General features: G+C 65.9%; 10 protein-coding genes and 1 pseudogene. 4 read left to right on the top strand and 7 right to left on the bottom strand.

Features of this window, described 5'->3' with window-relative positions:
• Positions 1 to 185: 185 nt before the first annotated feature.
• Complete coding sequence (locus J8F10_RS38715) at positions 186 to 983, top strand: hypothetical protein (RefSeq protein WP_246523196.1); 798 nt, start codon at positions 186 to 188, stop codon at positions 981 to 983.
• Positions 984 to 1,081: 98 nt separating this feature from the next.
• Here J8F10_RS38715 and trpD read toward each other — a convergent pair whose 3' ends face one another.
• Positions 1,082 to 2,128, bottom strand: a complete 1,047-nt coding sequence (gene trpD, locus J8F10_RS11635) for an anthranilate phosphoribosyltransferase (RefSeq protein ID WP_315854105.1) — start codon at positions 2,126 to 2,128, stop codon at positions 1,082 to 1,084.
• A gap of 251 nt (positions 2,129 to 2,379) precedes the next feature.
• Here trpD and lexA point away from each other — a divergent pair, with 251 nt between their 5' ends.
• Positions 2,380 to 3,009 carry a transcriptional repressor LexA gene (gene lexA, locus J8F10_RS11640; RefSeq protein WP_210653987.1) on the top strand — a complete coding sequence of 210 codons (630 nt, stop codon included), beginning with the start codon at positions 2,380 to 2,382 and terminating at the stop codon, positions 3,007 to 3,009.
• Positions 3,010 to 3,077: 68 nt separating this feature from the next.
• On the opposite strand, the gene J8F10_RS11645 is transcribed toward lexA, so the two are convergent.
• Both J8F10_RS11645 and J8F10_RS11650 read right to left on the bottom strand, forming a co-directional pair.
• On the bottom strand, positions 3,078 to 3,806 hold the full coding sequence (locus J8F10_RS11645) for a Uma2 family endonuclease (protein WP_210653988.1): 729 nt from the start codon (positions 3,804 to 3,806) through the stop codon (positions 3,078 to 3,080).
• Between the two features lie 348 nt (positions 3,807 to 4,154).
• Complete coding sequence (locus J8F10_RS11650; RefSeq protein ID WP_210653989.1) at positions 4,155 to 6,224, bottom strand: S46 family peptidase; 2,070 nt, start codon at positions 6,222 to 6,224, stop codon at positions 4,155 to 4,157.
• Between the two features lie 654 nt (positions 6,225 to 6,878).
• On the opposite strand from J8F10_RS11650, the gene J8F10_RS40780 reads away from it, so the two are divergent.
• On the top strand, positions 6,879 to 7,031 hold the full coding sequence (locus tag J8F10_RS40780; protein WP_210653990.1) for a hypothetical protein: 153 nt from the start codon (positions 6,879 to 6,881) through the stop codon (positions 7,029 to 7,031).
• 138 nt (positions 7,032 to 7,169) lie between these two features.
• Here J8F10_RS40780 and J8F10_RS11660 read toward each other — a convergent pair.
• The 3 genes and pseudogenes from J8F10_RS11660 to J8F10_RS11670 form a co-directional block, all read right to left on the bottom strand.
• A pseudogene (locus tag J8F10_RS11660) lies at positions 7,170 to 8,372 on the bottom strand (cation:proton antiporter domain-containing protein); the annotation flags it as partial.
• Positions 8,373 to 8,407: 35 nt separating this feature from the next.
• A complete protein-coding gene (gene sthA, locus J8F10_RS11665) occupies positions 8,408 to 9,802 on the bottom strand; it encodes a Si-specific NAD(P)(+) transhydrogenase (protein ID WP_210653992.1) in 1,395 nt (464 codons plus the stop codon).
• Positions 9,803 to 10,236: 434 nt separating this feature from the next.
• Complete coding sequence (locus J8F10_RS11670) at positions 10,237 to 10,983, bottom strand: SDR family oxidoreductase (RefSeq protein WP_210653993.1); 747 nt, start codon at positions 10,981 to 10,983, stop codon at positions 10,237 to 10,239.
• Between the two features lie 204 nt (positions 10,984 to 11,187).
• Between J8F10_RS11670 and J8F10_RS11675 the strand changes: the two genes are divergently transcribed.
• Entirely contained in the window at positions 11,188 to 12,180 is a 993-nt protein-coding gene (locus J8F10_RS11675) for a magnesium transporter (protein ID WP_210653994.1), read from the top strand.
• On the opposite strand, the gene J8F10_RS11680 is transcribed toward J8F10_RS11675, so the two are convergent.
• Entirely contained in the window at positions 12,181 to 13,884 is a 1,704-nt protein-coding gene (locus J8F10_RS11680; RefSeq protein ID WP_210653995.1) for an ArnT family glycosyltransferase, read from the bottom strand.
• Between the last annotated feature and the right edge of the window lie 53 nt (positions 13,885 to 13,937).

The following is a 13,937-nucleotide window of genomic DNA, read 5'->3' on the forward strand; positions in this document are numbered from 1 at the left end:
TTCCCGACGGAGAGGGCGAACCGCGGAGAGTGCGAGTTCGCCCATTTTAACGAGACGGCACAGCAAGTGAAACCAAGTATCGGATCACGACCCTCGATTTAGCGACCGTAGGGGAGCAATTCCCGCGCCGGCACTTGCAGAGAGAAGGGAAGCGGTCATGCTAAAGCGGCAGACGAGGGTGCGCGATGACCGAAACAGAGTGGCTGACGTGCGAAGACCAACTTTTGCTGTTGAACGCTGTTTGCGATGGGGCAGAGAAGCGGAAACTGCGTCTGCTTGTACTCGCTTGCTGCCAACGCATCCAGTTTCTGCTGAGTGGCGAGGACACGAAAGGATGTCGCACGGCCCTCATCACGTGGGAAAATGAAGTCGAGGGGCCAGATGGTGAAAGCCGTTTTCGAGCCGCATTGGTCAATGTGGTCAGTGATGCGATCGACACCGGTGGGTCGATCCGAAACCCGGGGGAAGCCGGACTTTACGCGCTACATTACTCAGCGTGCGCCTTCGAGACCGCTTGCCGGGGCGAATGGGCAAATTGCGCCGACCTCGCGTGCGATGCCGTCGCGTATGATGCACTTTGGCAGAGCGGCAATCCTGAACTGGAACGGATCGCCGCCCCCTGGAAGCCGAGAGGGTGGCTGGGAGACATTGCCCAGCGCAGGGACGAGGCTGCGGTTCGGGCTTTGCCCGAGTTCGTATCCACGTTACGAACCGAACGAACCAATCAGGTCAGTCTCATCCGCGACATCTTCGGGAACCCGTTCCGCCCCGAGATCTTTTCCCCTTCCTGGCGCACCTCCGACTCCATCGCGCTCGCATCACAGATGTACGCATCGCGTGACTTCTCCGCGATGCCGATCCTGGCTGACGCACTTCAAGATGCGGGCTGCGACAGGGCCGATATCCTCGACCACTGCCGCGACACGTCGTTGATGCACGTCCGCGGCTGCTGGGTGGTCGATCTGGTCCTCGGCAAGAAATAGCTATCTTTGGCTTCCCGATAACGAGCCACGACCGCAAGGGAGCGGGAGGCGTCCCCACTCCCTTGCGGTCGCGGCTCGTTCGGCGATCCGAAACGAGATCAGCCCGGCGAACTGTCCTTGCGGCACAATTCGGCCAGCACCGCGCGCGGCTTGCCCGCCTTCAGCGCGGCCTCGGCTCGTTCAACACCGTCCCGGAGCGTCGGCACCGCTTCCGCTGCCCACAGTGCTGCCGCCGCGTTCGCGACCACGATGCGCCGAGCGGGGCCGTCTTCGCCGTTCAGTACGCCGCGAATAATCGCTGCGCTCTCGACCGAGTCGTTCGCGCGAATCGAGGACGGCGAAACCGATGACAGCCCGAATTCGCGGGGGCTCCACTCGCGAACTTCGTACTCGTTCCCGCGCACCACGCGGACCATCGTCGGCGCTGACAGGCTCACTTCGTCCAGCCCGTCGAAGCTGCAAACCAGCACAGCCTGCCGAATCCCTAATCGCGCAATCGCTGCGGCCAGTGGGTCGAGCAACTCAGCTTTGCCCACTCCCAAAAGTTGGTAGGGTGCATTGGCGGGGTTGGCGAGCGGCCCCAACAGGTTGAACAGCGTGCGGGTACCGAGCTTTTTGCGGAGGTCGGCTACGTGAGCCATACCGCGGTGGAAGTGCGGGGCGTAACAGAACGCGAACCCGGTGCGGTCCAAGCACCGTTGCGCCCACTCCGGGCCGGCCTCGATGGGTACGCCGAGTTCGCGCAGCACGTCCGCGCTGCCCGATTTGCTCGACACCGCCCGCCCGCCGTGTTTCACCACCGGCACGCCGGCCCCGCACGCGACCAGCGCCGCGGCCGTGCTGATGTTAAACGTGCCGCTTTCGTCGCCGCCGGTACCGCACGTGTCCAACACCGGACCGGACACGGGGACGAGTCCGATCATCTGTTCGCGCAAAACGAGCGCGGCAGCGGCAACTTCTTCGGCGCTTTCGCCCTTGATGCGCAGGGCGGTCAGGAACGCCGCGCCGCGCGCGTCGTCCACCCGCCCGGCGACGAGATCGCGCACCGCTTCCGTCATCCCGGACGCGGGTACATCTTGCCCCGCAAGGAGTTGGGCAAACAGCTCGGGGAACCAAGTTGGGGTCAAATGCTCCAAACGACGCACCCAAAAGAGGTGAAATCCTCACGTCTTCGCGAAATGCTATCGCGCAAGCTCAGAAAGCGAAATTTTTCTCTTCCGTTGTGAACAGCCGTCACTGTATACTACCATACAGTGGACGGGCGTAGCGATTGTGCCGGTTGCGTAAGGCGAGGGCGCACAAAATACGATCCCGGTTCATCACACCCACTGACAGACGCGGATAAACCTGCAGGAAGGAACCGTCTGTCTACACTAACTCCTGATCGAGGCACCCTATGTCCGACCGCGTTCCGCTGACCGATCGCCAGGAAGCGATCTACAATTTCATCCGCAAACACATCGAGGACAAGGGCTTCCCGCCCGCGATCCGCGACATTTGCACCGAGTTCGGTATCTCGTCGCCCAACGGCGTCATGTGCCACTTGAAGGCGCTGCAATCGAAAGGATACATCCAGCGCATCCAAAAGGGAGAGAACTCGGTCAAAGCGCAGGCGCGCGGGATCACCATCCCGGGCGTCACGTCCGGCGGATTCAGCCTCCCGCTCGTGGGCGTAATTGCCGCGGGCCGGGCGATCGAAACGACCGAACAAGACGACCGCTTGGAAATGCGCGAGTTGTTCGGCAGCGACGACCTGTTCGTCGTGAAGGTGCGCGGCACCTCAATGATCGAGGGGCACATTGCCGACGGCGATTTCGTCGTGATTCGCAAGAAGGAGACGTGCGAGAACGGCGAGAAGGTGGTCGCGATGGTCGAGAAATCGATGACGCTGAAGAAGTATTACAAGAAGAAGAACGAGATCCAGTTGCACCCGATGAACAGCACGATGGAGCCGATCATTGTGGACCCGTCCCGCGAGGACATCCGCATCCTCGGCGTGCTGGCCGGCGTCATCCGAAAGTGTTAATCGCTCCAGGTGACAACTTCGAGTAACCAATCGCACGAAAGCGGGTCGTACCTTGCGACCCGCTTCCGTCACTGTCTCTTTTTCGGCTTCGGCTGTGTTTTGTTACTTTGAGCCTTGAGGTTCTTCGGGGCACGGCTCTCGAAGATCCGCAACACCTTCACAGCGAACCCAGGCAACACGGTTCCGCCGTCCAACTCATCATTCACACCAAGTGTCTTCTTGCGCTTCGGGTTCCCCTTCGGATACACGTCCACTTCTTTCCGTTCCGGGTCCACGAACCACACCAGTTTTACGCCCGCCTTCGCGTATTCCGCGAGCTTGATTTCCATCTCGCGCTGCGTGTTGCTCGGACTGAGCACCTCCACCGCGAGGTCCGGCGGCACTTCCAGAAACGCGCCGGCGGGGTTCTCGATCTCGTTCGGGTCGTCCACACTGTCCCAGCGAATGAACGAGACATCGGGCACGCGAACCAAATCGAGTTTGAACCGAATTAGGCCCTGAGCACCGGCTACGGCCCCGAGGTTGTTCAATTCGAGGAATTGCCCAAGCAGGATGATGAGCCGAGATCCGAAGTAATCGTCACGGAAGCCCATCGTTTTCTCCACGAGAATCCCGTCGACGAGTTCGCACCCTCGGTCCCCGGTAATGGAGCCATCGAGCAAGTCCTGCACGGTCGCGGTACCCGGAGCGGGAAACGACAGGATGCGCGATTCCGGGACGTGGCCGAGGCGCTTTTGAACGTCGGCGATCGTGGGGAACTTGGTCTTCGGCGTGGATTTCGCGGTAGAAGCGGGCATTTCGTGTGCTCCTTGGGGCCGTTCGCATTGTGACGCAACGCCCCCACAGTCGCAACCTCAAGGCGCGGGATCGGAAGCAGGTAGCGGAAGAGAGAATTGCGTTTCAGCGGCTTTCGCGCGCCGGATTCCGTCCCAGACGTCCCAGCGTTCGTCATCAGTCGCGCCATCGAGCCACATTGATGTGGACGTGACGCGCTCTGCGCTCCCTTCGCTCGCTGAGCGCCCGGCGACCACTTGGGTCGCCGGGCGGGGTTGTGCCGATTCGTTACGTGGAGGTGCCAGCAGCACTGGCACGAGAGCAAACACCAGAAGGGGAAGCAGACGAAACATGGGACATCCGCGTCGGGGTCACTTTCCCGTCAATTCTTTGACGAGCGGCGCGGCCGGATACAACTTGCGGAGCGCTTCCAGCACCGCCTTCGAGTGAACCGCGATGTGCCGGGCTTGAACGTCGGTGTACACGAAGTTCCGCACCAATCCGTGCCGGTTGCGGTCGAAGTTGATGCCGACCAACTCGCCCGCGCGGTTCAGCACGGGGCTACCGGAGTTGCCACCGATCGTGTCCGCGGTGCTCACGAAGTTGAAGGGCGTCGAAAGGTCGAGCTTGTCCTTCCCCTCTAGCCACCGCTTCGGGAGATCGAACGGTTCCTTGCCGTCCAACTTCGCGGCCTTCTCGAACGCTTCGCCGAAGGTCGTGTGGAAGTTCAGTTTCTCGCCGCCGACCTCGTACCCCCGCACGGTGCCGAACGCCAGGCGCAGCGTGAACGTCGCGTCCGGGGCGACCGAGTTGCCGTAGGTCAGGAACCGCACGCCGGACAGCGCGGCATACGCCTGGCGCTCCGGTTCCTCGATTTCGTTCTCGTACTGCGTGCGCAATTTACGCGCTTCGGCGTCTACGGCCTTCGTGAGAACGACCAGCGGGTCTTTGCTCGCGTCGACGGCTTGCTTGCCGCCCTCGACCAGTTTCTTCCGCTCGGCTGGATCGAGGAGCTTCGTCCCCGCGATCAACTCCTCCGCGCGTGCGGCCGGGTTGTTCCCCGCGAGGACGAGCTTCACGAGCGCGTGTTCGCCCCCCAAATTCTCCGCCATGAACGTGAGCGACGCGGTGAGCTTCGCGCGTTCCAGTTCCGGGTACATCGGCGCCGGACTGAAAAGTTGGTACTTGAGCGATTCGAGGTTGGAGTCGCGGTACTCGCGGAGCCGGTCGGCCGACTTCTTCGGCAACTCGTCGCCCATCCGCACGCAGTGCCGAGCGATACCAAACAGCGGCGAGAAGAATGCGTGCCCGGTTTCGACCAGCCCGTACTCCTTCTCGAACCCGCGGAGCTTCACTTGCACGGCCTCGATCTTCGCGAGCGCGTCGAGTGTGTCATCGAACGCGGCCCGCCACTTCGGGTCGCTCGGGCCTTCGCCCATCGAGACCCGCTGCTTGTACGCCGCAGCCCCTTCAATGAGTCCGCGCTCGGACTTCTGCTTCTGCTCCATGATCTTCGGATCGAGTAGCCCCTGCAGTTGCCCACTGAACGCCTTGCGCGCGTTCGCGACGCTGTGCAGGTCGGTCGCGGCTTGCCGCGCGTTCTCGCCGCTCTGTTCGCTGTACTGTTTCAGGGCCGCTTCGAGCGTGCGCAGCCGGTACAGCGTGTAGGGCAGCGTGTAATCGCGCCGGTGCTTGAGGCGCGCGAGCGTTTCGAGGCGCTGGGTGGTTCCGGGGTGGCCGGTCACGAACACCAGGTCGCCGCCCGCGGGTCCGGTTTCGCTCCACTTGAAGAAGTTCGGCGTCCTCGCTGGCGCGCCGTTCTCGTAGGCGCGGAAGAACGCGATATCGAGGTTCATTCGCGGGTACTCGAAGTTATCGACGTCCCCGCCGAAGCTCGCGATCTGCCGCTCCGGGGCGAACACGAGCCGCACGTCGGTGTACTTCTTGTAGCGGTACAGGTGGTACAGCCCGCCGTTGTAGAGCGTGACGACGTCCGACCGCAGCGCGGTCTTGTCGAGCGAGTCCTTCTCGATCTTCCCCATTACCGCGCGGCGGGCGGCGAACGCTTCCGCGCCGGTCATGCTCGGCTTCACGGCGGCGTTCACCTCGCCCGTCACATCAACGATTTCCTGGAGCACGTTGATCTCTTGGTCCGGGCACTTCAGTTCCTTCTCGCGCGTGTCGGCATAGAAGCCGTCGTGCAGGAAGTCCTGCCCCGCCTTGCTCAGTTTCTGAAGCGAGTCGGCCGCGACGTGGTGGTTCGTCACGAACAACCCCTCCGCCGACACGAACCCGCCCGAGCCGCCGCTGTTGAGGCGCACCGAGCCGAGCATCGCGTTCTTCACCCACGCACCGGTGAGGTCGAACTGGTGCGCGTCCTTGAGGTGCTGTTTGGGCGGGTCGTTGAGTAACCACATCCCTTCGTCCGAAACCGCCGGCATGGTCCAGACTCCGACGAGTGCGAGTGCGAATACGAGATGAAAAACCCTATTTGCGCCGCGGGCTGGTCGAACAGCCTTCCCGCGGAAGAACGAGAGGTCGCTCATCGGGAACTGCCTCTTTGCGAATGCGAGGTTTTAAACGACCGGAGAAGGACACGGGGATAGTGTACGGCGTCGCGAAGTGATTCGCGACACACCAGCGACGGGAGAGGAAGAAGGGTTGACTTTGGAAGTGTGGTCTCGCTCAGAACCCGGGACCGCGGGCGTCCGCCCGCTCGTCGCAGCTCGGCCGTGGTGTTCTGGAGCATGGCCCGCGCCATCTTGCGCACCACGGACACGTTCTCGGGTGCGTGCCCTTCCCGGAGCCGGTGAGCACCTTCACGGAACGCCACGTCTCGAACCCGGTGGCGCGCGTGCCCGATACCCCAGTTCCGGCGCGGCGCGCCCCGGACCCGTGCCCGTGGCTGATGTAATGACGCCGAACCGGAGTTCCTCGCGACCGTGGGAGTGCTCGTCGGTCTGGTGCCCCTCCGCACCGCGAAAGCCGTCTCCAACGCCACTCGAACCCGGGCCTTGATGTCCTCGAAGAGCCGAGGTTGGTTGTCCTCGACCGCCAGCAGATAGTCGCCCCCGCCGGCCACGATTTGCGTGGCGATGTTCGTCCGGCACCCGGCCGCGCCGGTGCGCACCAGCGCCTCGAAAGTGTCGCGCAACCACCGCAATTCCGAGATCGCGGTGATCTCGTTGGTCGTCTCACCGGCGCGCACCGGGGCCGCGTGGCTCCGTTCCCCGGCGACCACGCGCTGACAATCGGCACCGCCCGAGAGCCCGCCGAGGTCTTGCGTTTGGACCCCCGCATGGCCTTACCCGGAAACGCCCACCAGCGCGACCGCGACGTCACCTTGTTCAGCGAACTGACACTGTGACCGCCGTTTCTTCTTCCGACGGCTCCCCCGCGCCGCGACGGGACCACCGGTCGGCGGCGTAGAACGCGAGTGGATTGAACGTGATGGACAGGATCGCCCCGGCCACGATCAGGCTCTGCCCTTCCGACGGGAGCAGGCCCAGTACGATCCCCAGTCCGGCCAGGATGAACGAGAACTCCCCGATCTGCGCGAGGGCGGCCGACACGCTCAGCGCGGTGGCGCGCGACCCACCGAGGGCGAGCACGATGCCGAGCGCCGCGACCGATTTGCCGACGACGATGATTCCGAGTACGGCCAGCACCCGCAGCGGTTGGTCGATCAGCACCTGCGGGTCGAACAGCATCCCGACCGAGACGAAGAACAGGACCGCGAACACGTCCTCCAGCGGTTGCAGACTCTTGACCGCCCGGTGCCCCGATTCCGACTCGTTGAGCACCATCCCGGCGAAGAACGCGCCCAGCGCGAGTGACACCCCGAACACCTCGGTCGCAGCGAACGCAATGCCGACCGACTGGCCGACCACGGCCAGCGTGAACAGTTCGCGCGAGCCGGTTTCCTCGACCCGCTTGAGGAGCCACGGGAACACCCGGGTGCCGACGACGAGCATCAGTGCGACGAAGACGGCCACCTTCCCGAGCGCGAGGCCGAGCGGTCGCCACAGGCCGGCCCCCTCGGTGCCCCCGGGCGCGGTTCCCCCGAGCACCCCGGCGAGCGCAGGCAGCACGACGAGCGCGAGAACGATGGCGAGATCCTCGACGATCAGCCAGCCGATCGCGATGCGGCCGTCGGGCGTGCCCAGTCGGTCCCGGGCCTCCAGCGCCTTGAGCAGGACGACCGTGCTCGCTACAGACAGGGCCAGCCCGAACACCAGCCCGGCCCCGAGCGACCAACCCCAGACGGCGGACGCGCCGACCCCCATTGCCGTCGCCGCAGCGATCTGGGCGACCGCCCCCGGCAGCGCGACCTTCCGAACCGCCCACAGATCCCCGACCGAGAAGTGCATGCCCACGCCGAACATGAGCAGAATGACCCCGATCTCGGCGAGTTGGTGGGCCAGTTTAGCGTCGCCGACGAACCCCGGTGTAAACGGACCGATGGCGATACCGGCGAGCAGGTACCCGACCAGCGCCGGGAGCCGGAGCCGGACAGCGACGAAGCCAAAAATGAACGCGAGGGTCAGCCCGATGGCGATGATGGCGATCAGTGACATTTCGTGCGGCACGGCGGCTCCTGCGGCAGGGAGGGAAGGTGTGGTGGTTAGCTCGTACCCCGCCCCCGCAGCAGGGCGTCGTGCGTAGCGAGTTTGTAAAGTTCCCCGAGCGTCGGGTGGTTGAAACAGGTGTCGAGCAGCAGGTCGGCACCGGCCCCGACCATCAGTGCCATCACCCCGATGTGGACCACTTCCGAGGCCACTTCTCCGATGACGTGGGCACCGAGCAGTTTGTGGTCCGACCGGCGGAACAGGAGCTTGAGGAACCCGGCCTCGTCGCCGATGATCTTGCCCCGTGCCACTTCCGTGTACCCGGCCCGCCCGACCAGGTACTCGACCCCGGCAGCCCGCAGTGCGTCTTCCGTCTCGCCGACCGCGCTCACCTCGGGAATGGTGTAGATCCCGGTCGGCAGAACCCGGGCGACCGGCCCCCTGGTGGGGGCTCCGAATGCGTGCCCCGCCGCCGCACGGCCCTGTTCGGCGCTGGTGGACGCGAGGGCCGGGAACCCGATTACGTCTCCGACCGCGTAGATGTGCGGCACCTCCGTCTGAAAATGCTCGTTGACCACCAACCGGCCCTTCCGGGCGGCCGCGAGCCCGGCGGCCTCCGGGTTCAGGTCGGCGACCCGACTCGCGCGCCCGGCGCAGATGAGGACGTGGTCGGCCGTCAGAACTCGTCCCGAGGACAGGCCGAGGCGCACGTCGCCGGTCGGTGGCGCGTCACAGGAGTTAACGCACTCGCCCCATACGAATCGCACCCCGAGCCGGCGCATTGATGCCTCCAACGCGGTGGAGAGGTCCGCGTCGAGGAACGGGAGCAGGGCGTTGCGCCCGTCGATCAGGTACGTCTCGATCCCGAGCGCGGCGAACATGCACGCGTACTCGCTGCCGATCACCCCGGCCCCGATGACCGCGATCGACCGCGGCATCCGGTGCAACTCGACCAACTCGTCGGAATCGTGGACCCGGTCGTGCTCGAACGGGAACCCGGGCGGGCGGACCGGGACCGAGCCGGTGGCGACGACGACCTTCTCGGCGTGAAGTTCCTGCGCACCGGACCCTGTTACCCGGACCGCGTGCGGGCCACTGAACCGGGCGGTCCCGTGGACGACGGTCACACCGTACCGGCCGAGCAGCCCCCGGATGTGGTCGCGGTGGGCAGATTTGACGGCCCGTTCGTGCCGCAGCACGTCGTCGATCGTCGCGCCGCGGCGGAGGGACAGGTCGACCCCGTGCAGGTCGCGGGTACGGAGCCCGGACAGCGCGAGTGCGGTCTCGCGCAGGGTTTTGCTAGGGAGGGTACCGGTGTTAACAGCCGCCCCGCCGACGAACGGGGCCTTCTCAACTACGGCGACGCGCTTGCCGAGCCGGGCGGCAGTGACGGCCGCGGCCTCGCCGCCGGGTCCGGCGCCGATGACGATGAGATCGAATGCGGGTGACATGGGAGCGGCTCCGGGGGGTAGTCGATTACGGTCTGACCGGCTCCCGCGCAGGGGCTCACCCGGATGCCGTCGCGGGGACGTCCGCAAGTCGGGGAGCCGCGCCAATCGCTCCCGTCGCCTCGATCACCGCGAGCGCGCTCGCCCGATACCGGGTCTGGTTTGTGGGTGATCGGTTGGCCCGTAACGAGCACACGCCGTGCCGCTCCGATAGGGGGACGTGAGAGGACTGTTGGTTCGCAATTCCGAGAATTCGACGCCGAAAACGCGAACGGGCCGGTTCAGATACTGCACAAGTTGCCGGGAATTGAACGCCGCGACCTCGGATGCGAGCCCCCGGCCGGGTTGCGGTTCGGCAACTATCGCCCAGATCGAGTAAAAGCAGAGCACCGCGAGCGCGACGGCAAACGGCTCGTAGAAGATCAGGGAGAGCGTGCTCACCGTCCGCCGGCCAAATCGATGAACGTGCCCGTTGCGTAGGACGCCTCGTCGGACAGGAGCCACAGGATCGCCGCCGCGACTTCCTCGGGCTGCCCGCCCCGCTTCATCGGCACGAACGCCTTCACCCGGTCCACTCGGTCGGGTTCCCCGCCGCTGGCGTGAATATCCGTGTAGATGAACCCCGGCCGCACGGCGTTCACCCGGATGCCCTCCTCGGCGACTTCCTTCGACAGCCCCATCGTGAGCGTGTCCACCGCCCCCTTCGCCGCCGCGTAGTCCACGTACTCGCCCGGCGAGCCGACGCGCGCCGCCACGGACGACACGTTCACGATCGCCCCCCCCGCCCCGCCGCGCTTCGTGGACATGCGCCGGACCGCCTCGCGGCAGCACAGAAACGAACCGATCACGTTCGCGGCGAAGATCCGTGTGAGGCGCCTGGAATCCATGTCCTCGACCCGCATCTGAGCTTCGAGGATACCGGCGTTGTTCACCAGCGCGCTGACCCGCCCCAACTCGCGGTCCACCGTCTCGAACAATCGGACCACGTCGGTCTCGACGGCAACGTCGGCCTGAACCGCAAGCGCCTTTGTTCCCGCACGGGCGCACTCGGCTACGGTCTGTTCGGCGGCCCCCCGATTGGCCCGGTAGTTCACGCACACGGTGTAGCCGCGTTCGGCGGCCAGCCGACAGGTTGCCGCCCCGATCCCGCGGCTCCCGCCGGTCACAATCACGACCTTATTCATTCCGCGACCTCCTGTTGGAAGGATACGACCGAAGGCATTTCGGGACGCGGCCCTGGTGAGCCGCGGTGCCGCGCGCTCGGGTTGTCGCGTTTCGCGCCGAGCCTCGAACACCGACCGGCTCTATCCTGTCTCGACCTGCGGCCGCGCCACCCACCGCGCGGGAGCAGCGCCGGGCACACGCGGCACCCGAACCGGAGCACACTCGTGTCTACCACCCGCCAGATCCTGGGCGATCCCGTCACCACGCACATGCGAACCGACCCGACCCGAATCCCGGCCGGGTCGTCCGTTGCGCAAGCCCTGGACTACATCCGCGACCACGAGATCGGCGGCCGGGTCGTGTACTTCTACGTCGTCGACGGCGAGGGCAAACTGGTCGGCGTCGTCCCCACCCGCCGCCTCCTCCGGGGGCGGCCCGACGCCCCGGTTGCCGATATCATGATCGCGCCCGTCGCGGCGGTCCCGCACACCGCCACCGTGCTGGAGGCGTGCGAGTTCTTTACGCTGCACAAGTTGCTCGCGTTCCCGGTCGTGGGCGCGGAGGGGCAGTTACTAGGGCTCGTGGACGTGGACCTGTACACGGACGAATTGGCCGACCTGGAGAAGCGCCAGGAGAGCGACGATCTGTTCCAACTGGTGGGCGTGTACCTGACCGAGACCGAGCAGCGGCAGACGGTGCTCGCGGCCCGGAAGCGGTTCCCGTGGCTGCTGTGCAACGTGATCGGCGGGATGATTGCGGCCGTGATCGCCGACGCCTACGAGGACGTGGCCACACTCGCCCTGGTGACCCCGTTCATCGCGCTCGTGACGGGTATGGCGGAGGGGGTGGCGATGCAGTCGGTCAGCTTGGCCCTACAGACCCTGCACGGGCGACGGCCGACGTGGGCGACGCTGGCCCGGAAGGTGGGCCGGGAGGTGCTAGTGGGACTGCTGCTGGGAGCGTTCTGCGGGTTGATCGTCGGGGTGGTGGCGTACTTCTGGAAGGGGAGCGCGCGGGCGGGGCTGAGCCTGTGCATCGGGATCGCCGGCGGGGTGGCGGCGAGCGCGGCCGTGGGGATCGCGCTGCCGTTCCTGTTGCGAATGGCCCGCCGGAACCCGCAGGTGGCGAGCGGTCCGATCGCGCTGGCCGCGGCCGACCTGGTCACACTGTTGCTGTACTTCAACCTGGGCCGGTGGTTGCTGGGACAAGGGGCCTAATTATTCGAGTGCCGGCGGGCCGTTTTGCTCGTCGCGGAAGTCGTAGAGCGTGAACGTCGAGGTGCGCGCGAGCGGGCGCCGCGTGCGCAGGTACTCCAGTGTAACCGTCTTCGAGCGCGTCACGTTCGGGTGCAATGAAACGACCGTGTGCCCCACGGCCAGGACGCGCGGGCCGACCGCGCGGCGCAGCTCCGCCTCGTTCCTGATCTCCGGGCGCTGGACGTCCGGTTGGAAGCGCCCGAACGGCGGGTCATCGACCGCGGGGTCCGCTCCGAAGTACCACACCCAGATCAACGGCCGCCCGTTCGCTTCGTGCCACGCTTTGAGTTCGGGGAGGCCCTGCCCCCAATCGACGTTGGAGTCGGTCACGCGCCAGTGGGCCGCGCCCGGCCCGCCGTGTGCCTGGTTCAGGTACCCCAACCCGTTCGGCCACACCCACACAGAGACCGCGGCCAGAGCCAGCACCGCGGGCACGGCGATCCACGGTGCGCGCTGGGAGTACCCGCGCCCGAGCGCGACCGCGAGCGCAACGTACCCCAGCGCGACGGCCGGGAACGCGAGCCGCACACCGATTTGCAGGTTCGCTTTGAGGAGCGCAGCGAGCAACAGGAGCGTGACAACCGTCAGCGGGTTCGCCACAGCGCGCGGCCGCGCGAGGGCGATAAGCATCAGGAGGAAAATCGGCAGCGGCACCTTCATCAACAGAACTTCGGGGAAGTAGTACCGGTACCCTTCCGGGTAGAAGGTGCCGTTCAGGAAGGTGGGCCGGCCGTGGGCGTTGTACCACCACTGGAACGCGAACGCGCACACGGCGTGCGGCACACGGGTGTATTCTTTGGCCCACTTCTCGTACTTGGGCTTCAGCGGTTCGGTCGGGGGGACGGCTTTCGCGACCTTCTCGAACGGGCGCCGGTCCGGTTCGGGATAGCCGAAGTATTCGACGGCGATGGTGAGGCCGATGGCGAGAATCACCGTCGCGTTTAGCACAGAGCGGAACACGGCCCCGGTCACTTTCACGCCCCACGTCTTCCAACTGCCCCCAACCGGGCGCGACAACCCGCCGGACGCGAACCGGTAGCACACTTCGAGAACGACGAGGATAATGCCGCCGTAAAGCAGCGCGGAAATCTTGCACAATGCGGCGACACCGAACCACAGTCCCGGCAGAATGAGTCGCTTCCACCAGCCGCCCGCGCGCCCGGCGTACACGGCCCGCGCGAACGCCATCAGCGCGGCGCTCACCGCGATGTCCGTGGTCGCAATTGCGGCGTGCCCCAGGAAGTTCGGGTCGGCGGCGATCAACCCGGCCGCGATGCGCCCGGCCCACACTCCACCGGCCGCCCGGCCCAGGCGCCACGCGGAGAAGACGAGCAGCCACAACCAGCCGAGGGTCACGGCCCGCGCCCGGCCCAGGAGCGCGAACTTCGCGTCCGGGGTTTCGAGGCGCACGCCCGATTGCCGTTCGTGGATATAGAGCGGCAGCGTGACCGCATCGATCGGGAGCGGCATCACGCCGTTGGTGGCCGTGGCTTCGTGAAAGAACTGCTCGGGCCTCCCGTCGTCGCGGACCCACCCGCGCCAGGCCTCTAGCCCGGCGTCCATGTAGAACGGTTCGTCGTAAGTCACGCCGAGCCGCGGGGCCGCGCTGAGGCACCACCCGGCCGTCCAAGCGGCGAGAACCGCCAACCAGAGCGCGTCACCCACCCAGTAACCGCGAACAGGGGCTGGGCCGGGTGGTGTCGAGCCGTCACTGGCCA

The sequence above is a fragment of the Gemmata palustris genome, assembly GCF_017939745.1.
GTDB lineage: Bacteria > Planctomycetota > Planctomycetia > Gemmatales > Gemmataceae > Gemmata > Gemmata palustris.

Bases quoted from the DNA above. Each gene is read 5' to 3' on its own strand.
- J8F10_RS38715 (WP_246523196.1), top strand. From the start codon at position 186: ATGACCGAAACAGAGTGGCTGACGTGCGAAGACCAACTTTTGCTGTTG.
- lexA (WP_210653987.1), top strand. From the start codon at position 2,380: ATGTCCGACCGCGTTCCGCTGACCGATCGCCAGGAAGCGATCTACAAT.
- J8F10_RS11645 (WP_210653988.1), bottom strand. From the start codon at position 3,806: ATGCCCGCTTCTACCGCGAAATCCACGCCGAAGACCAAGTTCCCCACG.
- J8F10_RS11650 (WP_210653989.1), bottom strand. From the start codon at position 6,224: ATGCCGGCGGTTTCGGACGAAGGGATGTGGTTACTCAACGACCCGCCC.
- J8F10_RS40780 (WP_210653990.1), top strand. From the start codon at position 6,879: ATGTTCGTCCGGCACCCGGCCGCGCCGGTGCGCACCAGCGCCTCGAAA.
- sthA (WP_210653992.1), bottom strand. From the start codon at position 9,802: ATGTCACCCGCATTCGATCTCATCGTCATCGGCGCCGGACCCGGCGGC.
- J8F10_RS11670 (WP_210653993.1), bottom strand. From the start codon at position 10,983: ATGAATAAGGTCGTGATTGTGACCGGCGGGAGCCGCGGGATCGGGGCG.